At 66.6% G+C, this 22,921-nt stretch carries 25 protein-coding genes, 1 tRNA gene and 2 pseudogenes; 14 read left to right on the forward strand and 14 right to left on the reverse strand.

Features of this window, described 5'->3' with window-relative positions; genetic code table 11:
* Positions 1–92: 92 nt before the first annotated feature.
* The 4 genes and pseudogenes from C5C07_RS03040 to C5C07_RS03055 all read left to right on the forward strand — a co-directional run.
* Positions 93–2,276 (forward strand): alpha-amylase family glycosyl hydrolase, encoded by a 2,184-nt coding sequence (locus C5C07_RS03040; RefSeq protein ID WP_115804524.1) that lies wholly within the window; start codon positions 93–95, stop codon positions 2,274–2,276.
* 5 nt (positions 2,277–2,281) lie between these two features.
* Entirely contained in the window at positions 2,282–3,352 is a 1,071-nt protein-coding gene (locus tag C5C07_RS03045; protein WP_004973235.1) for a TrmB family transcriptional regulator sugar-binding domain-containing protein, read from the forward strand.
* A gap of 108 nt (positions 3,353–3,460) precedes the next feature.
* A complete protein-coding gene (locus tag C5C07_RS03050) occupies positions 3,461–4,309 on the forward strand; it encodes a YihY/virulence factor BrkB family protein (protein WP_050458649.1) in 849 nt (282 codons plus the stop codon).
* Positions 4,310–4,457: 148 nt separating this feature from the next.
* Positions 4,458–4,985, forward strand: a pseudogene (locus C5C07_RS03055) (zinc ribbon domain-containing protein); the annotation flags it as partial.
* Between the two features lie 49 nt (positions 4,986–5,034).
* On the opposite strand, the gene C5C07_RS03060 reads toward C5C07_RS03055, so the two are convergent.
* Positions 5,035–5,238, reverse strand: coding sequence for a DUF1328 domain-containing protein (locus C5C07_RS03060; protein ID WP_004973225.1), 204 nt, complete (start codon positions 5,236–5,238; stop codon positions 5,035–5,037).
* Positions 5,239–5,453: 215 nt separating this feature from the next.
* Positions 5,454–5,654, reverse strand: coding sequence for a hypothetical protein (locus C5C07_RS03065; RefSeq protein WP_147299476.1), 201 nt, complete (start codon positions 5,652–5,654; stop codon positions 5,454–5,456).
* Between the two features lie 95 nt (positions 5,655–5,749).
* Between C5C07_RS03065 and C5C07_RS03070 the strand changes: the two genes are divergently transcribed.
* Entirely contained in the window at positions 5,750–6,418 is a 669-nt protein-coding gene (locus C5C07_RS03070) for a helix-turn-helix domain-containing protein (RefSeq protein WP_115804525.1), read from the forward strand.
* 127 nt (positions 6,419–6,545) lie between these two features.
* Here C5C07_RS03070 and C5C07_RS03075 read toward each other — a convergent pair whose 3' ends face one another.
* The 5 genes and pseudogenes from C5C07_RS03075 to C5C07_RS03095 form a co-directional block, all read right to left on the reverse strand.
* A complete protein-coding gene (locus C5C07_RS03075; RefSeq protein ID WP_004973221.1) occupies positions 6,546–7,454 on the reverse strand; it encodes a serine/threonine-protein kinase RIO2 in 909 nt (302 codons plus the stop codon).
* 214 nt (positions 7,455–7,668) lie between these two features.
* Positions 7,669–8,430, reverse strand: coding sequence for an MBL fold metallo-hydrolase (locus C5C07_RS03080; protein WP_004973217.1), 762 nt, complete (start codon positions 8,428–8,430; stop codon positions 7,669–7,671).
* Between the two features lie 79 nt (positions 8,431–8,509).
* Positions 8,510–9,277, reverse strand: a pseudogene (locus C5C07_RS03085) (helix-turn-helix domain-containing protein).
* A 145-nt stretch (positions 9,278–9,422) separates the two neighbouring features.
* Complete coding sequence (locus C5C07_RS03090) at positions 9,423–10,478, reverse strand: sensor histidine kinase KdpD (protein WP_115804526.1); 1,056 nt, start codon at positions 10,476–10,478, stop codon at positions 9,423–9,425.
* A 48-nt stretch (positions 10,479–10,526) separates the two neighbouring features.
* Positions 10,527–11,177 (reverse strand): VOC family protein, encoded by a 651-nt coding sequence (locus C5C07_RS03095; protein ID WP_115804527.1) that lies wholly within the window; start codon positions 11,175–11,177, stop codon positions 10,527–10,529.
* A 168-nt stretch (positions 11,178–11,345) separates the two neighbouring features.
* Between C5C07_RS03095 and C5C07_RS03100 the strand changes: the two genes are divergently transcribed.
* The 3 genes from C5C07_RS03100 (at position 11,346) to C5C07_RS03110 (ending at position 13,997) form a co-directional block, all read left to right on the forward strand.
* Positions 11,346–12,173: a biotin/lipoate A/B protein ligase family protein gene (locus tag C5C07_RS03100; RefSeq protein WP_050458655.1), complete on the forward strand. Its 828-nt coding sequence runs from the start codon at positions 11,346–11,348 to the stop codon at positions 12,171–12,173.
* A gap of 75 nt (positions 12,174–12,248) precedes the next feature.
* On the forward strand, positions 12,249–13,130 hold the full coding sequence (locus C5C07_RS03105) for a deoxyribonuclease IV (RefSeq protein ID WP_004973207.1): 882 nt from the start codon (positions 12,249–12,251) through the stop codon (positions 13,128–13,130).
* Positions 13,131–13,244: 114 nt separating this feature from the next.
* On the forward strand, positions 13,245–13,997 hold the full coding sequence (locus C5C07_RS03110; protein ID WP_049905018.1) for a methyltransferase domain-containing protein: 753 nt from the start codon (positions 13,245–13,247) through the stop codon (positions 13,995–13,997).
* Positions 13,998–14,058: 61 nt separating this feature from the next.
* Here C5C07_RS03110 and C5C07_RS03115 read toward each other — a convergent pair whose 3' ends face one another.
* Positions 14,059–14,697, reverse strand: a complete 639-nt coding sequence (locus C5C07_RS03115; protein WP_115804528.1) for an NAD(P)-dependent oxidoreductase — start codon at positions 14,695–14,697, stop codon at positions 14,059–14,061.
* A 137-nt stretch (positions 14,698–14,834) separates the two neighbouring features.
* Between C5C07_RS03115 and C5C07_RS03120 the strand changes: the two genes are divergently transcribed.
* Entirely contained in the window at positions 14,835–15,182 is a 348-nt protein-coding gene (locus C5C07_RS03120; protein WP_004973197.1) for a helix-turn-helix domain-containing protein, read from the forward strand.
* 18 nt (positions 15,183–15,200) lie between these two features.
* Here C5C07_RS03120 and C5C07_RS03125 read toward each other — a convergent pair whose 3' ends face one another.
* Entirely contained in the window at positions 15,201–15,416 is a 216-nt protein-coding gene (locus C5C07_RS03125) for a zinc ribbon domain-containing protein (protein ID WP_004973188.1), read from the reverse strand.
* Positions 15,417–15,491: 75 nt separating this feature from the next.
* Here C5C07_RS03125 and C5C07_RS03130 point away from each other — a divergent pair, with 75 nt between their 5' ends.
* Positions 15,492–15,773, forward strand: a complete 282-nt coding sequence (locus C5C07_RS03130; protein ID WP_115804529.1) for a hypothetical protein — start codon at positions 15,492–15,494, stop codon at positions 15,771–15,773.
* Positions 15,774–15,799: 26 nt separating this feature from the next.
* On the opposite strand, the gene C5C07_RS03135 is transcribed toward C5C07_RS03130, so the two are convergent.
* Positions 15,800–16,447: a hypothetical protein gene (locus C5C07_RS03135; RefSeq protein ID WP_004973183.1), complete on the reverse strand. Its 648-nt coding sequence runs from the start codon at positions 16,445–16,447 to the stop codon at positions 15,800–15,802.
* A gap of 144 nt (positions 16,448–16,591) precedes the next feature.
* Here C5C07_RS03135 and C5C07_RS03140 point away from each other — a divergent pair, with 144 nt between their 5' ends.
* Positions 16,592–17,557: a TIGR00269 family protein gene (locus tag C5C07_RS03140; protein WP_004973180.1), complete on the forward strand. Its 966-nt coding sequence runs from the start codon at positions 16,592–16,594 to the stop codon at positions 17,555–17,557.
* Positions 17,558–17,736: 179 nt separating this feature from the next.
* Here C5C07_RS03140 and ftsZ read toward each other — a convergent pair whose 3' ends face one another.
* The 3 genes from ftsZ to C5C07_RS03155 form a co-directional block, all read right to left on the reverse strand.
* Positions 17,737–18,948, reverse strand: coding sequence for a cell division protein FtsZ (gene ftsZ, locus C5C07_RS03145; RefSeq protein ID WP_004973177.1), 1,212 nt, complete (start codon positions 18,946–18,948; stop codon positions 17,737–17,739).
* 2 nt (positions 18,949–18,950) lie between these two features.
* Positions 18,951–19,136: a ribbon-helix-helix domain-containing protein gene (locus C5C07_RS03150; RefSeq protein ID WP_004973176.1), complete on the reverse strand. Its 186-nt coding sequence runs from the start codon at positions 19,134–19,136 to the stop codon at positions 18,951–18,953.
* 217 nt (positions 19,137–19,353) lie between these two features.
* Entirely contained in the window at positions 19,354–19,944 is a 591-nt protein-coding gene (locus C5C07_RS03155) for a zinc ribbon domain-containing protein (protein ID WP_004973173.1), read from the reverse strand.
* 125 nt (positions 19,945–20,069) lie between these two features.
* Here C5C07_RS03155 and C5C07_RS03160 point away from each other — a divergent pair.
* Both C5C07_RS03160 and C5C07_RS03165 read left to right on the forward strand, forming a co-directional pair.
* Positions 20,070–20,143, forward strand: a tRNA-Tyr gene (locus tag C5C07_RS03160).
* 312 nt (positions 20,144–20,455) lie between these two features.
* Positions 20,456–21,439, forward strand: coding sequence for an aldo/keto reductase (locus tag C5C07_RS03165; protein WP_004973170.1), 984 nt, complete (start codon positions 20,456–20,458; stop codon positions 21,437–21,439).
* Positions 21,440–21,476: 37 nt separating this feature from the next.
* On the opposite strand, the gene C5C07_RS03170 is transcribed toward C5C07_RS03165, so the two are convergent.
* Positions 21,477–21,959 carry a peroxiredoxin gene (locus C5C07_RS03170; RefSeq protein ID WP_050458659.1) on the reverse strand — a complete coding sequence of 161 codons (483 nt, stop codon included), beginning with the start codon at positions 21,957–21,959 and terminating at the stop codon, positions 21,477–21,479.
* A 201-nt stretch (positions 21,960–22,160) separates the two neighbouring features.
* On the opposite strand from C5C07_RS03170, the gene C5C07_RS03175 reads away from it, so the two are divergent.
* Positions 22,161–22,874 (forward strand): hypothetical protein, encoded by a 714-nt coding sequence (locus tag C5C07_RS03175; RefSeq protein ID WP_004973167.1) that lies wholly within the window; start codon positions 22,161–22,163, stop codon positions 22,872–22,874.
* Positions 22,875–22,921: the final 47 nt, after the last annotated feature.

Consider the following 22,921-nt stretch of genomic DNA (forward strand, 5'->3'; position numbering starts at 1 on the left):
GGACCCCCGCAGATAATAATCTTGGTGTAATGTTCCTTCAAACTTTCATGCCGTTTCGAAACGGTAAGGGCCCCCCTCCCCGGAGAGGTGGTATGCATCACCCCGGTCCGCCGCGAGTCACGACGGTCGGCCGCCCCGTCGAACTCGCCCCGAGAGCCCCGGAACGAGACGCAACGTACCGCTGGCGCGTGCTCGACGCGCCCGAAGAGAGCGCCGTCGCGGTCGGCTCCGGGCCGGTCGCCCACCTCGCCCCCGACGTTCCCGGCACGTACCGTCTCGAACTCGACGCGCCCGACGGCCGCCACGAACAGACCGTTCGCGCCTTCCCCGACGACCGCCGCCCGGCGACGATGGCGGTCCCCGCGGCCGACCTCGAACCCGCGTCGCCCGACGAGGTGTCCGTCATCGGGCCGTTCAACGATCGCCTCGTCGGCCGCGACCGCCCGCGCCGCGTCGGCGACGACTACGCCCTCGACGTGGATCTTCCGCCGGGAACGCACCCGTTCGGGTTCGCCCCGCACGACGACCTCGCGGAGCAGGTCCGCGGCGAAGTCGAGGTTCCCGGACCGGGCCGCCCGCGGGTTCGACTCGACGCGCGAGTCGGGCAGGAGAACAGCGACGAACTGGTCGTCGTCGCGGACGCGGAGCCAGCGCCCGACGCCGAGGAGGCGACTCTCTCGGTCGAGTTCCTGTTCGACGGCCGCGACGCGCTCGAACCGGGCGACTGCGAGGTCGATGGCGACAGCCTGCGCGTCCCGGTCGAAACGCTCCGCGAGTTCGACTCGTCGGAGCCGGTCCGCGTCCACGCCGTCGCGGTCCAGACGACGACCGAGTCGGGCGAGTCGTCCGTCCGGCACTCGGTTCTCGACACGCTGGTCGTGGAGTCCGGAGGTACGGGTGACGAAACCGGTTCCGGCCTCGCCGGCTTCGCCGTCTCGCGTCCCGGCGACGCGCCCGAGTGGGCGCATCACGCGACCGTCTACGAGGTGTTCGTCCGGTCGTTCGTCGGCGAGACGCCCGACCCGACGTTCGACGAACTCGCCCGGCGGGTTCCCTACCTCGAATCGCTCGGCGTCGACTGCCTGTGGCTCACGCCGATACTGGAGAGCCACACGACCCACGGCTACCACGTCACCGACTACTTCGAGACCGCCTCGGACCTCGGCACGCGCGGCGACTTCGAGGCGCTCGTCGACCGCTGTCACGACGCCGGCATCCGCGTCGTCTTCGACCTCGTCATCAACCACACGTCGCGGGACCACCCGGCCTTCCAGTTCCACTCGACCGGCGTCCCCGGCTACGAGGACCACTACGCCCGCGTCCCCGAGCGCGAGGACCCCTCCGAGGTCGACTGGGGCGGCCCCGGCGCGGCGGAACACTACTTCAACTGGACGCGCATCCCGAACCTCAACTACGACTCGCCCGCGGTCCGGTCGTGGATGCTCGACGTGGTCTCCGAGTGGGCGGCGGTCGTCGACGGCTTCCGCTGCGACGTCGCGTGGGGCGTCCCCCACGGCTTCTGGAAGGAGGTCCGCGAGCGGGTGAAGGCCGACGACCCCGACTTCCTGCTCCTCGACGAGACCATCCCGCGGGACCCCGCGTACCACGAGACCGAGTTCGACGCCCACTACGACACGACGCTGTACGGGTCGCTCCGCGACGTCGGCGCGGGCGAGAAACCGGCGACGGCCGTCCTCGACGCGGTCGCAGACGCCCGCTGGCACGGCTTCCCCGACGACGCCGTGCAACTCCGGTACATCGAGAACCACGACGAGGAGCGCTACCGGAGCGAAGTCGGTGAGGACGCGCTCCGGGCGGCCGCGGCCGCGACGTTCACGCTCCCCGGCGCGCCGATGATTTACTACGGCCAAGAGACCGGCGTCGAAGCCCAGCGCGGGACGATGCGCTGGTACGACGCCGACACCGACCTCGTGGAGTTCCACCGGCGGCTCTCCCGTCTCCGCGACGCCCACGAAGTCCTCCGCGTCGGCGACGTCGAACTCGTCCCCGCCAGCGTCGCTCCCGCCGGAAACGGCGGCGTCGAGTCCGACCGCGTGGTCGCGTTCGCCCGCGACGACGGCACCGACCGGCTCGTCGTCGTCCTGAACTTCGCCGGAGCGCCGACGACCGTCGAACTCGGCGCGGAAGTCGAGGGGACCGACCTCCTGACGGGCGAGCGAGTCGACGCTGGCGGCGCGGCCGGGGGCGACGGGCGCGCTCGCGTCACCGTCGCCGACGCGGCCGTGCTCCGAGCCGCCGGCGATTCGAGCCATTAAGTATCATGGTCGATGACAGTCCGACCATGGACGACCGGGAACTCGCCGACCTCCTCGAGCAGTTCGGGCTCTCAGAGAAGGTCGTCGACACGTACCTGACGCTGCTCGAACTCGGGGAGGCGAAGGCGAGCCAGATCGCCGACGCGGCGGGCGTCTCCAAGCGCTACGTCTACAGCGTGAGCAAGGAACTGGAATCGCGCGGGTTCGTGGAGGTCAACGACCACGTCGTGCCGACGACGATTCGGCCCCTCCCGCCGATGGAGGTCATCGAGTCGCTCTCCGAGAGCGTCGAGTCCATGCGCCCCGCGCTGGAGGAACGCTACACGGCCACCGCCCGCGACCAAGAGCGCTTCGAGGTCATCAAGTCCCGCGTGACGGTGCTCAAGCGCATCGCCGAACTCGTCGGCCGCGCCGAGTCCGAAATCACGCTGTCGCTCCCCTACGACGTGCTCGACGAGGTCGAAGACGAGCTTCGGGCGGCCCGCGAGCGCGGCGTGCTCGTCTCGCTCGTCGTCAGCGGCGTCGAACCGCACGACGACCTCGCGCTCGACGGCGTGGCCTCGCTGGTGCGCGTCTGGCACGAACTCATGCCCACGATGCTCACCGTCGACTCGCGAACGGGGCTCATCTCCCCCGGCGAGATGGTCGCCCGGTCGAACTCCGAGTCGCAGGCCATCGTCTTCGCCCAACCGCACCTCGGCCCGGTCATCGTCGGCTCCTTCTTCGGGAACTACTGGCCGATGGCCGCCGAGGCGTACACGACAGACCCCGACCCGCTCCCGGCGACGTACCACAACTTCCGCCACGCCGTCCTGCAGGCGGCGCTCTGCGAGCGCGCGGGCATCGACCTCGACGTGACCGTCAGCGGGCGGATGGTCCACACCGACGGCCCGACCGAACTCCACGGCCGCGTGGTCGACATCCGGCAGGGGCTCCTCGAACCCGCGAACAACTCCTTCCCGGTCGAGAACGCCTTCGTCGTCGAGACGGACGAGGGGACCTACAGCATCGGCGGACAGGGCGCGTTCGTCGAGGACTTCGAGGCCGACGCGGTCGAGTTCACCGCGACCGAGTAGCCTGCCTGACCCCGTTCCTGTTCCTTCGAGACCGCCCGCATCGCCGCCCGCGTGGTACGTTCGCGGACCCGCCACCGAATTATTACGTGGGCCTCGCGTTGGACGCTCATGGACCGCGACGGAGCCCGCCGCCTCGCCGCGCGGACGCTCGCCGTCATCCGCGAGAAGAACGTCACGGTGACGGCCGCGAGTCTCGCGTACTACGCGTTCAACTCGCTCGTCCCGCTGACGCTCCTGCTTTTCGTCCTCGTCACGACGTACGGCCGCGTCGAAGCCTTGCTCCCCACGTTCGAACTGCTCGTCGGCGTCGACCTCTCGCAGTTCGAACCGACGCTCAGAGCGGTGAGCGGGAACTCGGCCGGGCGAGTACGCGCCGCGGCGCTCGCCCTCGGTATCTTTCTCTGGAGTTCGCTCCGGCTGTTTCGCGGGATGGACAGCGTCTTCAGCGAGGTGTACGGCACGCGGAAAGAGGTCTCGGCGCTCAGGCGATTCCTCAACAGCGTCCTCGTCATGGCGACGGTCGCGGTCGGCGTCGGCGTCATCGCCGCCGCCGGTCTCGTCGTCTCCTTCCGCGTGACACAACTGCTGTGGTCGGTCGTCGCGCCGGTTCTCCTGTGGGCGCTGCTCACCGTGCTTTTCGTTCCGATGTACGCGCTGTTTCCGGGCGTCGACGTCTCTCCACTGGAACCGGTCCCGGGGGCGGCGCTCGCGGCGCTCGGGTGGACGGCGTCGCTCCAGGCGCTCCGCCTCTACTTCGGCGTCTCTCAGAGCATCGAACTCTACGGTGCCGCGGGCGGGGTCTTGCTCATCCTGACGTGGCTGTACGTCGGCTCGCTGGCCCTGCTCGTCGGCGTCGTCGTCAACGCGGTGCTGGCGAACCGGGTCGATGCCGACGCCGACTGGTACCCCGGCGACGAGGCGGCGGGTGACGAGACGACGGGTGACGAGCGAGGCTGACGGTGGCGCGTCGCCGCGAAAAAGCGTTCAGCGTCCCCTACCTGAATCGAGGAGAGAGTCCCGCCGTTCACGGCGGGCGTGAATCCGACAACAGGGACACAACCGCCGACAATGCTCAGTCCGGGGTATCCAAATCCTTCGCCGCGTGGAGCAACTTGTCCGTGACCTCATCGAAAGGTTGCACGGCGAAGGCGTTTCGACGGTGTACGTCGGGACGTTGACGGACGTACTCGATACGCACTGGTCGGTGGAGACGAACGCCAAGACGCACAACTTCTGGGCGTTCCGCGCGTTCATCAACCGCCTCGCCTGTACCGCCGAGGAGTATGGTATCTCGGTGGAGGTTCGTTCGGAAGCATGGACCTCTCAAGAGTGTCCGAACTGCGGTTCAACAGATCGGACGACACGCCACCGCGACACGCTGACGTGCCCGTGCGGTTTCGAGGGCCACGCAGACCTCACAGCGTCCGAAACGTTCCTGAGACGTCATCAGAACTCAGAACGTTCTGATTGGCGAACGAGACACGGTGTGTCTCGTCAACGGCAGACCGACGTAGCACGGCCGATGGCACGGCCCGTGTGCCTCAAGTGGAACGACCACGGCTGGTCAGAGTCACCACGCTCTTGTTCCAACGAGGAGCGCACGAACCCGCAAGTTGCCTCCGTGGGTTGGTAAGCGATACCCCCAGCGAGAGGAAACCCCGGCGTTCGCGCCGGGGAGGATGTCATAGGAGGAACGTGACGACGGCCAGCACGAGGAAGATGACGACGAGGATGCGCGCGACTTTCATCGAGAGCCCCGCGATTCCACGGAAGCCGGCGAGCCCGGCGACGAGGGCCAAGACGAGGAACACGACGGCGTAGTAGAGGAACCCGCCGCCGCCCTGCAGCGGCGTGAGCGCGGCGACTCCGAGCGCCGAGAGCGTCATCGTCCGGCGGTGGGCCGCGTGCCCCCGCGTTTCACCTCCCGCACGTGTGCGACGGGTTTCGGCGGCTTCGGAGCGCGAGCGTCCCCGGTCTCATCGGCGTGAACTGTGTGTCTCATCGCGTTCGTGATTGCCACCCGCACACAATGAGGTCGGCCCCTGCATTGGCAAGGTTCGGTCCGTCGCGGGGGCCTGATTCGCCGACGCCGACCCCCGAGTTAGCGACGGTTCAACGCTTCGGCGGCGAGTTGCGCCGCGAATCCGGCGCTACTCCACCGGAGCGAGAGCGCTCCGGCAGCCAGAAACAGCACTCCCTGTTTGGTTCGGCCCTTCGCCAGCGCCCTGAACCCCGCGACGGCCGAGGTCAACACGCTCAGCGTTCTCGTCCACTTCGAATCCAGCAGTTGGCGTCCAATCACGTTCTGAACGAGCATCCGAAGCAGTGTAACCGGCGGGCCTGCGTGTGCCCCGGGCCGCCCGCGGACAAATGTACCACGCTCGCCTATCCACCGCCATGGCAACTATCGTACGGGGCGCGATTCCGTCCGAAGAATTAGCGTTAGGTCACACGCTCTCCGCGCTTCCGGGCGTCGAAATCGAGTGCGAGCGTATCATCGAGAGCGGCGAACAAACCGTGATGCCTTTGGTGTGGATTCGTCACGCCGACCGCTCGGACATCGACGACGCCCTGCGAGAAGACCCGTCGGTCGACGAAGTTACCTGTCTCTCGGAGTTCGACGACGAATATCTCTACCGGATGGCGTGGGTCGACCACGTTCACCTGCTCCTGCAGATGATAACGAACTCTCACGCGACGATTCTCGACGCGTACGGTTGGGGCGACGAGTGGCAGTTCCGCGTACTCTACCCGGCTCGCGACGACTTCGCGCGGACGCACGACTTCGCGGAGGAACACGGACTGCGATTCGAAATCGAGTCGATTCGAGAGATGGACGCCGAACCGGCCGGACGGTACGGTCTCACCGAAAGCCAGTTCGAGGCGCTCGTGACGGCGGCCCGAGAGGGCTACTTCGAAGTGCCCCGGCGAATCTCGCTCTCCGAACTGGCCGACAAGATGGGCGTCTCTCACCAGTCGCTCTCCGAGCGAATCAGGCGGGGAACAGATGCGCTCGTCGAAGACTCCTTGCTCATCGGGTCGGTCCCGGACGATTTCCGGGACTGAGACGCCGGATTCGGGATTTCATATCGCGGTATGTGATTTATCCTCTCGTCGAGTGGCCCCTCGGCGAGCGAGAGCGGTAGCTGACGCTCGCAACGGGTGACACGCGGAGTCGCCGAGCGAAAGGCCGTCAGGCGTGGGTGGTGACGCTCTCGAACTCGTTTTCGGCGATGGCGGCCGACAGGGCGTCGATATCCACGTCGTCGGGCATCTCGGCGGGGTACTTGCGGCGGAAGTAGCCGACGATGTTCTTCGCGTCGCGCGCGAGGAGTTCGCGGGCGTTGTCGTGGTCGGTCGGGACGGCCTGCGGCCAGTCGAAGACCGTGATGCCGCGCTCGCCGACCGCGACGTTGTACTCGGACATGTCGGCGTGGACGTAGCCGGCCTCGTAGGCCTCGGCCATCTCGGAGAGAATCAGGTCGAGGACGCCCGTCACCTGCTCGGATTCGAGCTTCGCCTTGGCGAGTTCGACGCCGTCGAGTTTCGCCATGATGATCGCGTGGCGGTTGTGGTCGACGGGGCGCGGGACCGACACCTGCGGAAAGAGGGTTTCGAGCGCCTCGTACTCGCGTTCGGCCGCCTTGCGGGCGGTGTAGAGCCACGAGACGTGGTGGTTCTCGGAGGTGTAGTCGCGCTCGCGGCGCACCTCGCGGAAGTTGGTGTACCCCTCGCGGTGGAACTTGAGCGCGAGCGGCTTGAACGACTGCACCTCGAACACGTCGCTTTCCTTGCCGACGCCGAGGGGCGCGCCGAACCCCTGAATGGTGTCTCGTTGGGCGAACGTCCGGAGGGCGAGCGCGTCGTACCCCTCGACCGTGAGCTTGTACCCCTCGTACTGGATGGTCTTGCGCTCGATGAGCTCGCGGGTCATACAGCGGTCGATGCGGTAGTCGACCTCTTCGGCGGTCAGCCCCGAGTTCTTCGGGAGCTTCTCCCGGTTGACCCACTCGCTGAAGCGCATGCCCTGCTCGACGCCCGAGAGGAGGTAGAAGTCCTCGGGCTCGAGTTCGGCCATGACGCCGGCGACGTTCCGTACCATGCACGTCCGTCCGTCGGCGAGGCGTAAAAGGCCCGCGAGTCGGCGAATGTCGCCCATGATAAATTGCATGTGACGATACGAAATCGGGCGTGACGACTCACGCAGTTTCGGAGGGTGGTGTGGGGGTCGGCGTCCCCGTCAGAACTGACCGAAAGAGTTGCTACGCACAGTGCCTACCTACCGTTCGTACCGTAGTCGCCCCGTGGAACTGCCGTTACAGAGATACCTGCTCACCGTCTTCGGGGACGAGGACGTTCTCGGTCTCCGCTCGCAGTTCCTCACGGGAGAGCAGACAGTGGTTGATGGCTTCCATATGGACAACTGCCACGGTCGCATCCGTGGCCTCCCGGACGGCCGCGATGTCTTCGACGCCCATCGTGATTGGTTCGCCCTGGTCGAACTGTGCTTCCCCACCGTTGAGGACGACCATCTCAGGTTCGAACCGGTCGAGCGTTTCCGCTACTGGGTCGTACCAGATGGTGTCCCCGGCGATGTACAGCGACTTCTCGCCCTCGAAGGCGAACCCGGAGACAGGGCCCATCCCCTCGGCGAGTTCGCCGTGGCCGTGCTGTCCCGGCGTCCGGTGGATCGTCACCCCGTCGAACGACGTCTCGTCCTCGACGGGTCGCACGTCGGTGAAGCCCTCGTCGCTGAACGCGCCTGCGTCCTCGGGTTGGCAGAACAGCGGCACGTCCGCATCGAGTTTCTCTCTGGCTGCCTCGTCCCAGTGGTCGGGGTGACGATGCGTGACGACCACGGCGTCGTAGTCGAGTTCGACGTCCGGGAGCGGCACCAACGGATTTCGCTTCTGGTTCGCCGTCGTGAGGAACTCGGGCACCGCCGGATTGTCCGTCACCGTCGGCATCTCGCCCTGCGGCGTGAACATGGGGTCAACGAGGAACGTGGTGTCATCGACCGTCGCAAGCACCGTCGCGTTTCGCACGAGTCGTACGCGAATCTCGGAGTCGTTTGTCATACGCACCTCGCTTGGGGAGTTGACCGGTTACGATTTGTTCTGAAATATTCCAACTCCCTCGATTCGGGCGTGGTGGCAACTACTCGATGAACTCAACGTCCCCGAGGTCGAGGGACGTGTCGATATCGACGGTCATCGAGTCGGCGGCGAACTGTTCGGCAAGCCACGCCTCGGCTCGGTTGAGTCGGTACTGGAGCGTGGAGCTCGGCACGTCGATCTCCTCGGCGATCTCGCTAACCGAGGCCTTCCGAGGTTCTTCGTAGTAGCCGCGAGTGAGCGCGGCTTCCAGTGCTGTCTTTTACGCTGTCGTAAGGTCGTGCTGTGTCCGTCCATCTTCGAGCAGACAGGGGGGTTCACCGAGTCGTTCGACCGTCAGCGAAAGTCCGTCGCGGAGATTCGCTCGAACGTCGTCGTGTAAGGTTCCGAGCGAGCCGTCGACGAGGAGGTGCCAGCGGAACTGGTCGCCGTGGCGTTCCGACCGCATTATCACTCCCTCACCGAGGTGGTTCGCGGCGGCGATCGGGAGTGACCGCGGGCCGTCACCTTCCCGCTGGAGCGAGTAGATTTTCCGCGATTCCGGGTTCGACGAGAGCATCTCGTACCTGTACTCGGTGACCGGTGCGCCGCACATCCCGACCAAACTCGACTCTTGGGCGACCCGTTCGAGGCGCTCGTCGTACTCGTCGAGGACGGACGGTGTGCCGACGAGCTTCTCGATGCCCCATACCGCCTCGCTGGTCGCTTGCACCTGCATCGACCGCGCGTACAAATCGGGAGACTCGATGAAGACGTCCATCAGTGGGTCGACCCCTCGCTCGTACTCGATGGTAAACACGACCTCGCGCATTATTGGATAATTCCGCTCGGTGGGTATAACCGGTCGGCTCCTATCCCAGAAACGCGCTCCTGATTGGGAGTACGTCTCCGAGCGCCCGGTTCAATCGGCGAAACCGCGCGAAAATCACTATCTCCCCGCCTCCGAGGCTGTGGACTCAGGCCGCGTCGAGGTGGAACTCGACGACCGCACCCTCGCCCTCTTCGGTCGGCGGGAGTCGGAGTTTGCCGCCGTAGGCCTCCACGATCCACTTCGAGAGCCAGAGGCCCAGCCCGTTGCCGTGGGCGAGGTCGCTCTCTTCGACGTTCTGCTCGATGAGTTCGCGCTGGTGGTCGGGGATGCCCGGTCCGTCGTCGGTCACGCGCACGACGACCTCGCTTCCGACGCGCTCGTACGCGAGTTCGACCGTCGGAGCCGGGCCGGCGTGTTCGAGCGCGTTCTCGACGACCTCGCGGAAGGCGATTTTCAGCTTCTTCCCGCCGACGACTGTCGCGGGGCCGTCGCCGCTGACGGTGATGGTCGCCTCCGGGGTGGCCGCCGAGCGGTCGTCGACGAGCGATTCGAGGAGCGCGCTGAGGTCGACCGTCTCGCCCTCGGGTTCGCTGTCGACGAGTTGGGTGACGGTCTTGACCTGGTCGCTCATCGTGCCGAGGTCGTCGCCGGTCGCTTTCAGGCGCTCGCCGATGCGGACGGTCTCGTCGTCGCCGCCGTCGGTCGCGAGTTGGTCTCCCCAGCCGAGGAGCAACTGCGCGGTGTGCCGGAGGTTGTGGCGGACGAGTCGGTTGATGACCGCCGACCGCCTGTACTGTTCGGACAGCTCGCGGGTTCGAATCCGGCGCACGTCGTTGAGGCCGATGAGGACGTGCGCGACGGCGCTCACGCCGACGACCACGGCGGCGCTGAAAAGCGGTTCGCTGACCGTCCCGCCCGCGGCCCGCTGGTAGCTCCCGATGAGCGCGAGGACGAACACGGTGACGACGACGCCGAGGAGGTTCCAGCCGGCGACGCGGGCGACATGGACGGTTTTGAGGTCGCTTCGGTAGACGACGGGGCCGACGGCGACGAAGAGCACCGCGATGAGGAGGCCGAAGCCCGCGGCGACGAGCCCCGCGAGGTCGGATGCGACCGAGGCGACGCTGTTCGAGACGATGGCGAACAGGGCCAGCCCGGTGAGGCTGAGCGACCCCGCGCCGACGAGACGAGAGACGTTCACGGTTCGTTGACTCTCGTGAGTGTAATAACGCTTCTCTGAAACGAGTTGTCACTCGACGTTGACGCGGTACGGAAGTCCCTCGGGGTCGAAGACGCCGTCGGCGTCGCACTGCGCAGAGACCGGGCCGACGGTCGCCTCGCTGTCGGTCGGGTACCACGCGCGGCCGACCGGCGAGACGACGAAGCGGGCGTCTCGGTCGCCGACGAACACGAGGTCGCCGCCCTCGAACGACTCCAGCGGCTCGATGCCGAGGGCCTCGGTCAGCGACGCCACGAACTCCTCGACGTTCGGGACCGCCATCCCGACCTCGGTCGCGCCGCGGAGGTCGGTCGCCGGGTCGAACTCGCCCGTGGCGTCGCCGTCGTAGCAGACGTACTCGATGACGTTGCCCTCGGGGTCCTCGAAGTAGACGGAGTCACAGCCGAGGAAGTCGAACCGGACGCTCGGCCCCCCGTCGGTGTCGAGCACGTCAACGTCCGCGCGCTCGTCTAACCACGCGACAACGGAGTCGACCGCGGCCGAGACGGTGAAGGCGAGGTGGCCGGGGTCGGCGTCGCCGAGTTCGAACCACAGGGTCGTCTCCCCGGCGGTCGCCGAGCGTTGTGACCCGGTGACCGGCGCGAACCCGAGCGTCTCGACGTAGAACTCACACAGCGAGATGGGGTCGGTCGCGGCGAGGGCGACGCGGTTGAACTTCATGGTTCCACGTCACCGCGGTGCGGTTTAATCGAATCGCTCGCGTCGGCCGCGCCGGCCGCGTCGACTGCGCCGCCGGTCGGCCGCCCGACCGGTGACCGTCGCGACGAGGCCGGACGGCTCGCGGCCGAGCGTCGAAATCGCTTTCTCCCGGATGGACGAAGCCGACGTATGAACGACTCGCAGGGGTCGATTGCCGACCGCGAGTGGCGCGTGATTCGCGAGGAGGTCCGACCGGGGCCGATGCAGATGGCGCTCGACGAGGTCGCGGGCGAGACGGCCGCCGCGGGCGGCCCCCGGACCGTCCGCGTCTACTCGTGGGAGCCGAGTTGCCTCTCGCTCGGCTACGGACAGGACCCCGAGACCGTCGATTGGGACTACTGCGAACGCGAGGGAATCGACGTGACCCGCCGACAGACGGGAGGCGGCGGCATCTACCACGACCGCCACGGCGACGTGGCCTACTCCATCGCCGCGCCGAAATCGGAGCTGCCGGGCGACCTCATGGACTGCTATCACCTCCTGTGCGAGCCGATTCTCGACGCGATTCGCGCGGTCGGCGTGGACGTGGACTTCGTCGACGACGACGTGCCCGTCATCTGGCATCCCGCCTGCTACCTGCGGGCGCTCCACCCCGCCCACGACATGGTCGCCGCGGGCCGGAAGGTCGCGGGCAACGCCCAGTACCGCCGCCGCGACGCCGTCGTCCAGCACGGCTCGCTCACCTACTCGGTGGACGCCGAGACCCACCTCGACGTGTTCGACGGCCACGACGTGACGCCCGAGGCGTTCCGCGAGCGCGTCGTCGGTATCGACGAACTCGTCGACGCCTCCCGCGAGGAGTTCGTCGCGGCGCTCACCGAGTCGCTCTCGGGGTTCGTCGACGCCGACGAGGGGTCGTGGACCGACGACGAACTCGACCGGGCGCGCGCGAAGGTCGACGAGAAGTACCGCGCTGACGACTGGGTACGCCGGCGTCCGGGGTCGCGGTCCGACTGACCGGCCGCCACCGCTCCCGTCGCCGTCGCCGCCGACTCCGAAGTCCCTTTGTTCGGGTACGCCGTCGGACTCTGCATGCACGTCGGCGCACACGTCTCGATGTCCAGTTCGAAGGTCTCCTCCGACGACGAGACCCCACCGCACGGTAACGTCGCCAACGCCGTCTTCCGGCAGGTCGCCTTCGGCGGCAACTGCGGGCAGATTTTCACCACCTCGCCGCAGGTGTGGCGCGACCCCGACATCTCCGACGAGGAGGCCGAACTGTTCCGCGAGGAGACCGCCGACGAACTGTCGGGGCCGTGGGTCATCCACTCGTCGTACCTCGTCAATCTCTGTACGCCCAAAGACGGCCTCCGACAGAAGTCGCTGGACTCGATGCAGACGGAGGTCGATATGGCCGACAAACTCGGCATCGAGTACGTGAACGTCCACCTCGGTGCCCACACCGGCGCGGGCGAACAGCAGGGCCTCGACAACGCCGTCTCCGTCCTCGACGACCTCGACATCCCCGACGGCGTCACCGTTCTCATCGAGTCCGACGCGGGGTCGGGCACGAAGATGGGCGACGACTTCGCCCACCTCGGCTACGTCCTCGAGGAGTCCGAACAGGACCTCGACGTCTGTCTCGACACGGCCCACGCGTTCGCCGCGGGCTACGACCTCTCGACGGCGGCGGGCGTCGAAGAGACGTTCGAGGAACTCGACGCCGAGGTCGGTCTGGAGCACCTCAAGTGCGTCCACCTCAACGACTCGAAACACGAGTGCGGGACGAACAAGGACGAACACGCCCTCATCGGCGAGGGGCTCATCGGCGAGGCGGGCATGCGTGCGTTCATCAACCACGACGCCATCGTCGACAACGACGTGCCGCTCGTCCTGGAGACGCCCACCGAGGACGGCAAGGGCTTCGCGTGGAACATCGAGCGCGTCCGCGAACTCCGCGCCGACGCGGAGTAAGACACCGGACGGGGAGTCACTGACCCGTCGCATCGACTGTTTTTTGGGTCGCCGCGCCCGACACCGCGTGTGCGACGTTTCTCGGAATCGTACCTCCGGCGGACGCGAGCGGGCATGTGGGACGACTCCCGCGCGGCCCTCGCCGACCTCGACCTCGACGGCCGGGCTCGCATCCTCGACGTGGGCTGCGGGACCGGCGAGTTCACGCGCGTCCTCGCGGAGGCCTCGGACGCCCGCGTCGTCGGCGTCGACGCCGACACCGACCTGCTTTCTGTCGCCAGCGACCGCGCCGGAATCGAGGCGGTCGCCGGCGACGCGACCCGACTTCCCTTCGCCGCCGACAGCTTCGATTTGGTCGTCTGTCAGGCGCTCCTCGTGAACCTCCCCGACCCGACCGCCGCGCTCTCCGAGTTCGCCCGCGTCTCGTCGGACCTCGTGGCGACGGTCGAACCCGACAACGCCGCCGTCGGCGTCGACTCGACCGTCGAGGCCGAGGCCGCGCTCGACCGCCGCGTCAGAGACGCGTTCCGCGACGGCGTGGCGACCGACGTGGCGCTCGGCGACCGCGTCCGCGGGCTGTTCGCCGACGCCGGCCTCTCGGTCGTCGGAACCCGCCGGTACCACCACCGGAAGCTGACCGAGCCGCCGTACGACGACCACGACGTGCGGAGCGCGGCCAAGAAGGCGACCGGCGAGGGGCTCGACCGCCACGAGGCCGACCTCCGCCGCGGCCTCGACGACGACTCCTACGAGTCCGTCCGCCGCGAGTGGCGCGAGATGGGGCGCGAAGTCGTCCAGCAGATTCGGGACGGGGAGTACCGCCGGGCCGAGGTCGTCCCGTTCGACGTGACGACGGGGCGAGTGTAGTCGGGTCACCGCCGGACCGATTCAACGCGACCCGACTCGACGGCCGAAAAAAGCTATCTGTTCAGTAGCCGACCGCGAGCTGTTCGTGGACTGCGTCGCCGCTCTCCAGTTCGTCCGCGAACGCGATTGCGAAGTCCTCCATGGAGATGCGGCTCTCGCCGTCTTCGTCGGCGACGAGTTCGCCGAGTGCGGTCCGGAACTCGCCGGTCCGCTCGCCGGGTTCGATGAACGCCGCGGGCGCGACGTAGGTCCACCGCAGGTCGTCGGCGTCTTCGAGCAGGCCGTACGCCTCGATGGCGGCGCTGGCGACCGGCTTCCACTCGTCGGGGAACTCCGGCGAGTCGATGAGCCGCGTGTCGGGGCCGACGTTCAGGATGCCCGCGCCGCCGGTCCAGACGAGGCGGTCGACCGAGGCGCGGCGCATCCCGTCGATGACGGCGTCGAGCATCTCGACGAGGACCTCCGGCGACTCGTCGTCGCCCGGGCCGAGCGCGGAGGCGACCGCGTCGTGGCCCGCGGCGAGTCGCGCGATTTGGTCGGCGTCGGTCGCGTCGCCGGCGACCGCCGAGAAGTCGGGGTCGTCGACGCCGTCGACGTCGCCGCTTCGGGAGACGCCGGTCACCGCGTGGCCGCGGTTCAGGAGTTCGTTCGCGATTCGCGTGCCGATTCGGCCGCTCGCACCGAGGAGGAGTACGTGCATGATGGTGTGCTGTGGGTCGTGTCGTGAGTGTGTTCGTCGCTCGGTTCGCCGCGACGATGCGGTCACATCGTCATACTTGGTCAACGAGGGTGAGTTTATTATATCTAAGCGAACCTCGGTGTGAGTAGGTCACGCCGATGTCACCGCACCAGAACCTCGAAACGAAGTACGAACAGTGTCCGGTCATCAAGACGCTCGAAGAAATCGGCTCGCGGTGGCGGATGACGGTCATCCACGTGCTGCGCGAGGGCGACCTCCGGTTCAACGAACTCAAGCGCGCGAGCGGCGCGAACTCCCAGACGCTCTCGCGCGTGCTGGACGACCTCCAAGAACTGGGGTACGTCGAGCGGGAGGTCGAAGACGGCAGTCCAATCGCGGTGTACTACTCGCTCACGCAGAAGGGCGAAGAGCTGCTACCGGCGTTCGACGACATCTCGGAGTGGGGCGAAAAATGGATGTCCGAGGACGGCGGCGCGGAATCGTAACCGGCGCAGCGTGGTCGCTCAGCCGAGGAACAGGTCGACGAAGTTCCCGCTCGACTGCCCGCGGTAGAGTTCCGAGTAGCCGCAGTTCGCACACGAGACGACGGTGAACTGGCGGTTCTGAATGTCGAACATCTTGGAGAGACCGGTCCCCGAGGTCGCGATGGAGTCGATTTCGGTCTCGGAGTGGCCGCACTTCGGACAGCCGTCGCGGTCGGCACTTGGTGGAGGGCTCATGTTGAGTAGTTGAACTACTCCAGTGAAAAAACCACCTCCAAAACGATTTCCTGCCTCCCGCCCGCGAGTACGCACATGCCCGCCGGTGGTCTCGTGTTCTTCCTCTTCGTCCTCCTCAGCATCGGTGCCGCAATCGCCCTTTACGCCGCGATTCAAGGCGAGACGAGCGACTTACCGACGATGAGTCGCGAGGAGGCGGAACGCCGCGCCCGCGACGAGGGGATGCGGTACAACGAAAAACACGGTCGCGGAACCGACCGCCGCCCGGACGAGAACGACCGAGGTGACGGCTCTGGCTGGGGCTCCGAGCGCATCGACGACCGCGACCGCGGCCGCGACGACGCCCGCGACTGGTAGCCGGTCGGCCCGGCTCGGTTCCGCCCTCAGACCACGTCGCCGCGGACCGACGTGCCGGTCTGTTCGGCCCGGTAGGCTCGCATCGCCTCGACGGCCGTCTCGGCCTCGTCGCCTTCCAGTCCGAGCATCTCCAGCGCGCCCGAGAGCGTCGGGAAGGCGAACTCGCTGTTCCGGAGTTTCGACATCGCGTCGGGCGAGCGCTGGCCGTCGGCGTAGAGGCAGACGCCGCGGGGGTCGAGAATCTGTTCGTAGGCCTCGCGGGCGACCGCGCCCTTCAGCCGCTGGGTGACGTTGTCCTCGAACGAGGCGTTGCACACTTCGAGGTGGACCGGTTCGTCGTCGTCGGGGAGCAGGTGAGCGGCGAGGCATTTCTCGGGGGCCGCGTAGCCGTTCGCGTTGGCTCGCAGCAGGTCGGGATGCTCGCGCGCCCACTCGGCGCGGACGCTCTTGCCGACGCCCTTCACGCCGTGGGACCGCTCGAACGCCTCGGCCGCGTCGGGGTCGCCGCGGAGGAGGATGTCTTTCGTCACGTACACGTCGAGTCGGTCGAGGGGGTCGAGGCCGAGCGCCACGTCGCCGTAGACCCACACCTCGCGGACCGGAACGGGGAGCGTCTCGGACTCGACGGCGTCGACGACGGCGTCGACTCGGTCGAGGGCGGCGTCTCTGTCCATCGACTGTCCGTGGGGTTCGGAGGGTCAAACCGGTTGCGACCGAGCGTGATGGGTGTGACCGAGCGCGGTCGGGTCGCCGGTCGAGCGAGCGACGCCCGCCCCGAGGCGAAACCCGTATCCCTCCCGCCGGGCAAGCGACCGGCAATGGAGTGCGACAAGTGCGGCCGCGACGCGGTGATGCACGCGGCCTACTCCGGGGCCCACCTCTGCGAAGACCACTTTTGCGCCTCGGTCGAGAAACGCGTGCGCCGCCGCATCCGCGAGGACAACATGCTGCCCCGCGACGCCAGCCCGGAGAACCCTCAGACGTGGGTTATCGGACTCTCCGGCGGCAAGGACAGCGTCGTCCTCACACACATCCTCGACGACACGTTCGGTCGAGACCCCCGAATCGAACTCGTCGCCCTCACCATCCACGAGGGCATCGAGGGCTACCGCGACAAGTCCGTCGACGCCTGCGTCGAACTCGCGGAAGACCTCGACATCCACCACGAACTGGTCACCTACGAAGACGAGTTCGGCGTCCAGATGGACGACGTGGTCGAAAAGGACCCCGAGAACATGGCCGCCTGCGCCTACTGCGGCGTGTTCCGCCGCGACCTGCTCGAACGCTTCGCCGACGAGCTCGGGGCGGACAAACTGCTCACGGGCCACAACCTCGACGACGAGGCGCAGACGGCGCTCATGAACTTCTTCGAGGGCGACCTCAAGCAGGTCGCAAAGCACTTCGACGCCAGCATCGGCGACTTCGAAAAGCGCCGCGACGCCGGGGAGTTCATCCCGCGGGCCAAGCCGCTGCGCGACGTGCCCGAAAAGGAAGTCGCGCTCTACGCCCACCTGAAGGACCTCCCGGCGCACATCACCGAGTGCCCCCACTCCTCGGAGGCCTACCGCGGCGAGATTCAGCAGTTGCTGTTGAAACTCGAAGAGAACCACCCCGGCACCCGCCACTCCATCATGGCCGGCTACGAGGAGTTAGCCGAACTGACCGCCCGCGAGTACCGCGGCGAGGGCCGCGTCGACCTCAACGACTGCGAGCGCTGCGGGTCGAAGACCGCCGGCGACGTCTGTCGGAAGTGCCGGCTCATCGAGTCGATAGAAGCGGTCTGAGCGGTACGGAACGCCGATTTCTCGCCGTGTCTTACGAGTCGGACAGTCAGACAGCGACGGGTGAGGTCACACCGACCGAGCCATCGTCGACGCTCACGGTCGGAGAACCGCGTCAGCGAAAAAGAACCCACGAGTGTACCCGACGGGCGCGGCGGCGTCCGCGCGGGTCAGACAGGGCGTTACCGGATGACGTCGAGACCGTTGTTCTTCTCGACCTCGTCGCGGCCGCCGTCGGACCACGTGCCGCTCTGCGCCGTCTGGGCTCGTTCCGAGCTATCGAACTCCGAGCTTGAACCCGAGTGCTGTTGTTGCTGCGACTCGCGCGACTGGATGCTCTGACGCGACTTGTCGGCCTGCTTCTGCGTCGTCGGGCCGAGGACCTGCGCGGACTGGACGCCCGTCATGATGGCCATGACGCGGACTTTCCCCTTGTACTCGTCCTGAATGCGAGCGCCCCAGATGACGTTCGCGGCGGCTTCCAGCCGTTCGGTGATGTTGCTCGCGATTCCCTCGGCCTCCTTCAGCGTGAGGTCGGGGCCGCCCGTGATGTGGACGAGACCGCCGGACGCACCGCGGTAGTCCACGTCCAAAAGCGGGTGGTTCATCGCGTCGTTGACCACTTCTTGGGTCTTGTTCTTGTCTTGCGTCTCGCCAACGAGCATCACCGCGACGCCGCCCTGATTCATGATTGTCGACATGTCGGCGTAGTCGAGGTTGATGAGCGACGGTTGGGTAATCGTCTCCGAGATGCCCTTGACGGTCTCGGCGATAATCTGGTCCATGACCGAGAACGCCTTGCCGATGGGCAGGTTCGGGACGTAATCGAGGAGGCGGTTGTTGTCCAGCACGATGATGGAGTCGGCCTCGTTGCGGAGGTTTTCGAGTCCCTCCTCGGCCTTGACCGTGCGGGCGCGCTCGACGTTGAACGGGGTCGAGACCATGCCCACGACGATTGCGCCCTGCTCCTTTGCGATCTTCGCGACGACGGGGGCCGCACCGGTACCGGTGCCACCACCCATCCCCGCGGTGACGAACACGAGGTCGGCGTCGCCGAGCACGTCTTTGATCGTGCCCTGTGCCATCTCGGTCGCACGCTCACCCATCGACGGGTCACCACCGGCGCCGAGACCCTGCGTCAGGGACTTCCCGACGAGGATTTTCGTGTCCGCTTCGATCATCTTCAGGTGCTGCTTGTCGGTGTTGATGGCGACCGTGTCGGCCCCCTCGACACCGATGTTGTACAGGCGGTTGATGGTGTTGTTGCCAGCACCACCGGCGCCGACGATGACGATTCGCGGGTCACCGAACTGGTCGTCGCTGTCGTCGAGCGACGACTGCGTCTTGCGCTCGGCCTCGTCCCGTTCCATCGCCTCGCGAACGATATCCTGCATAGTTACACCTTTGCCCAGCCGCGCTTGCTGGTAGATTCGCGCTGTCGCTTGTCAGTAGTCTGTTCGTTGAGCATATCGCGAACGGCTGAACGGATGGCTTCGGATCGGTTCGGGAACTCTCCCGTCTCGACCATCCGCTCGACCTCCTCGATTTGCTGCTTCGGAATTCGTAGTGTCACACGCTCCATGTTTACATTCCCCCGGTAAGACGGCGCGCCGCACTCGTGTGCGAGTGTCTTACACCCGAAAACCGACGGACGACGCCGGGATGCGGGCCGCCGTCGGGTGGCTGTAAGACAACCGTCTTACGCGATAATCACCACAGAGGGATAGAATATAAATGTAACGGCGATTGTAAGACGGGGCTGAATATCCCGTATAGGACGCTTTAATCGCCGGTTATGCTCATTCCAGAACGTCGGCTGCGGGCGTCCGGCGACCGCAGTCGGGGCAGAACGCCCAGTCGGAGCGGAGTTCGTCGCCGCACTCGCAGAACACGCGATGGGAGGTTTTCTCGCCGCAGTTCGGGCAGTACACGTGGTCCTTCCCCACGGATTCGCCACATTGGCCACAGCTCATCTCGCGGTCGTCAGCCTTTGACGACTGCAGTTCGTCCCGTGTCTTACGAACCGTATTCGGGTTTTCTTCCCGGGCTACACCCGCGTTTACGCGTGATTCGCCGTTCGAACCATCGACGTTGATGTTGACGTTCAGGTCCGAGGGCGTCGGACGCTCGGACTCGCGGGCCGCCGCCGCTTCCTCGACGAGCGTCGGGAGTCGTTCGTCGAGTCGCTCGTCGACGAGTTCCTCGACCCGCGCCGAGAGCGCGCCGTCGAGGCCGTCGGTGTCGGACGCGTCGTCGTCCGCGGCGTCGTCACGTTCCAGGTCGTCGAGGTACCGGCGGAGCGCCTCGCGCATCACCTCGCTTTTCGAGGTGTCGAGGCGGTCCAAGCGCTCGACGAGGGCGTCGTCGGCGCGGAACGTGATTTTACTCATTACTCCGGGATTATCTCGGCGGCATATCAATGTTCGCACCTGTCTGACACACGGCACACATGCACGGTGCACGCGGCGGCGAGAATGATAATGGTTAAACGCATCGACCGGATAGCAATCGGTGACCGCTCTTAGCTCAGCCTGGCAGAGCAGCCGACTGTAGATCGGCTTGTCCCCCGTTCAAATCGGGGAGAGCGGATTTTGCTTGCAAAACCCGGTCGAGCCGGTTTGAGCAGGTCAGTCGCAGCGCGTGAACGAAGTGAACGCGTCGTCTGACTGGGTTCAAATCGGGGAGAGCGGACTGAACTTCAACACCCGCGAGCGCAGCGAGCGGTGTTGCATGTGACGGACTTCTCGACCCGATTTGAGCAGCGAGCGACGCGAAGCGTTGCGAGTGAGTTCAAATCGGGGAGAGCGGTCAGATTCTACCCCGCTAGAATCCTCACGAACAATCGGCGTATATCTCGCCGCGACCCCGTCATTTACCCCCGTCTGTTCGAAATCGGACGCCATGGATTCTCGACCGCTCGGTACGACTGGATTCGACGTCTCTGAGGTCGCGCTGGGAACGTGGCAACTCGGCGGTAGCTGGGGCCCGGTGACCGACGAGGAAGCGTACGACGCCATCGAAGCCGCACTCGACGCGGGCATCAACTTCCTCGACACCGCGGACGTGTACGGCGACGGCGACAGCGAACGCCGAATCGGCGACGTGCTCGACGACCGCGACGACGACGTCACCGTCGCCACCAAGGCGGGGCGACGGCTCGACCCGCACGAGGCGGACGGCTACAACCGCGAGAACCTCGAACGGTTCGTGGACCGAAGCCGGGACAACCTCGGTGTCGACTCGCTCGACCTCGTCCAACTCCACTGCCCGCCGCGGGACGTGTACTACCAGCCGGAGGTGTTCGACGCGCTCTCTGACCTCCGCGACGGCGGGAAGATAGACCACTACGGCGTGAGCGTCGAGAAGGCCGAAGACGGCCTCAAAGCCATCGAGTACGACGGCGTCGAGACGGTGCAGATAATCTTCAACCCGCTCCGACAGCGGCCGGCCGAACTGTTCTTCCGGGAGGCACAGCGCCGGAACGTCGGCGTCATCGTCCGCGTCCCGCTGGCGTCGGGGCTGCTCACCGGCGCGCTCTCCGAAGACGCCGAGTTCGGCGAGGACGACCACCGGAACTACAACCGAAACGGCGAGGCGTTCGACGTGGGCGAGACGTTCGCCGGAATCCCGTTCGAAGACGGTCTCGCCGCCGCGGACTCGATAGCAGAGGTCGTCCCCGAGGGAGTGTCGCTCGCACAGTTCACGCTCCGCTGGATTCTCTCGTTCGACGCCGTGAGCACCATCATCCCCGGGTCGACGTCGCCGGAACACATCCGCGACAACGTCGCCGCGGCGTCGCTCCCGCCGCTGTCGGCGGAGCAGTTCCAGCACGTCGAAGAAGCGTATGACGCGTACGCGCGCGAGCACGTTCACCATCGCTGGTGAGGTGTCCCAGTAGCGGCTACCGAGGTGCGACAGCCGGTTAGCTCTCGAAGACGTCCTCGTATTCGTTGCGGATGAAGTACCGGACCCAATTTCCGTAGGTCCGGTCGGCCGGGTGGTCGGCGACCTGTTCGTACTGGACGACACCGCCCTCGTCGACGACGTAGGTGCCGGCGATGCCGGTCACGCCGTGGCTGGTCTCTTCAGTCCCGCTGTACCGCGCAGCGACCTCGCCTTCCGGGTCGGCGGCCAGTTGGAAGTCGAAGTCGAACCGGTCGCGCATCTCGACCGCGTCGCCGAGGTCGCTCGTGACAACCGGGACCACGTCGACGCCGTCGTTGAACCAGAGGTCGTAGGCGACCTGGTCGAACGTCTGCAGTTGTTCGGCGCAGAACGAACACCACGTCCCGCGGTTGATGAGGACGACGGTCGGCCCGGTCTCCAGCGTCTCCGAGAGGGTGACGTCGTCGCCGGCGGTGCGTTCGAGCGTGAAGTCGGGTGCTTCGGTTCCCTGTAGACTCACGGCTCGAAGCGACGAACTGGTCGTAGCTATATGTGCGGTGGTTGGACGACTAGGGCACACCACCACCCGGAAGTGAAACCGGGGGTCTTGTCAGACTCCGCAAGCGGTGATAGCCCGGCTGAATCTGCAGCTCGGTAATGCCCGAGTCTCTGCCACCCATCCACAGAAGATACTTATCCGCCAACACGTTCGAACCCAGTAGTGCCCTCCCGCAAGACGCTCCTCCTCGCAGTCGCTGTTGGGGTCGCGCTCATCGGCGGGTCCGTTGCGCTCGACGCGACGACCCCCGACAGGACGTACACCTACGAGGTGAGAGAGCTGTCTGCCTCCTCCGAGGGCGCCGCAGCGGTGGTCGTAGACGACACCACGGTCGACCTGGCGGGGCCGTCGGCGGCGTTCATCGCCAGCGACGGTCCCGGTGACCGACCGGAACGGACGGCGCTCCGCGAGGCGGCAAACGGGTCTCGGACGAAAGCGGCGCTCCCCGGGTCGCTCGTCGACCACCGGTATGCCGTCGTCGGGACTAGCGGCACCACCTCAGACGTGAGTGAGGTCTACCGCCTCCACGAATACGAGGAAGACGGGACGGTACGAGTCACCACCGAGCGAGTCACACTCCGCGCGTTCTACGACGACCTCGCGGTTTCCGCCGCCACCCCTCGACTACGCGAACTCGTTCGAACGGGGGAACTCACCACACACGAACGCCTGACCGCCGTTCTCGTCGCACACGACGGGCGGTACTACCACGTGACTCAACCACCGCTGTCAACCCGATACGCGGGGGTGAGCACTGACCTCCACGACGTGGGGTACCTGCTCGGGAGTGGGATCGCGCTCCTCGCGGGGGGATGGTACGTCCTCGAACGGTGGGGGCGACGCGCTCGAGGGGACGGTCCCGAGGTTCGTCGCTGACGACCAGCGAGACACTCGATGGGGCCGCCACAGCCGAACCCCCCGCT

The sequence above is a fragment of the Haloferax sp. Atlit-4N genome (genome assembly GCF_003383025.1).
In the GTDB taxonomy this organism is placed as follows: domain Archaea; phylum Halobacteriota; class Halobacteria; order Halobacteriales; family Haloferacaceae; genus Haloferax; species Haloferax gibbonsii.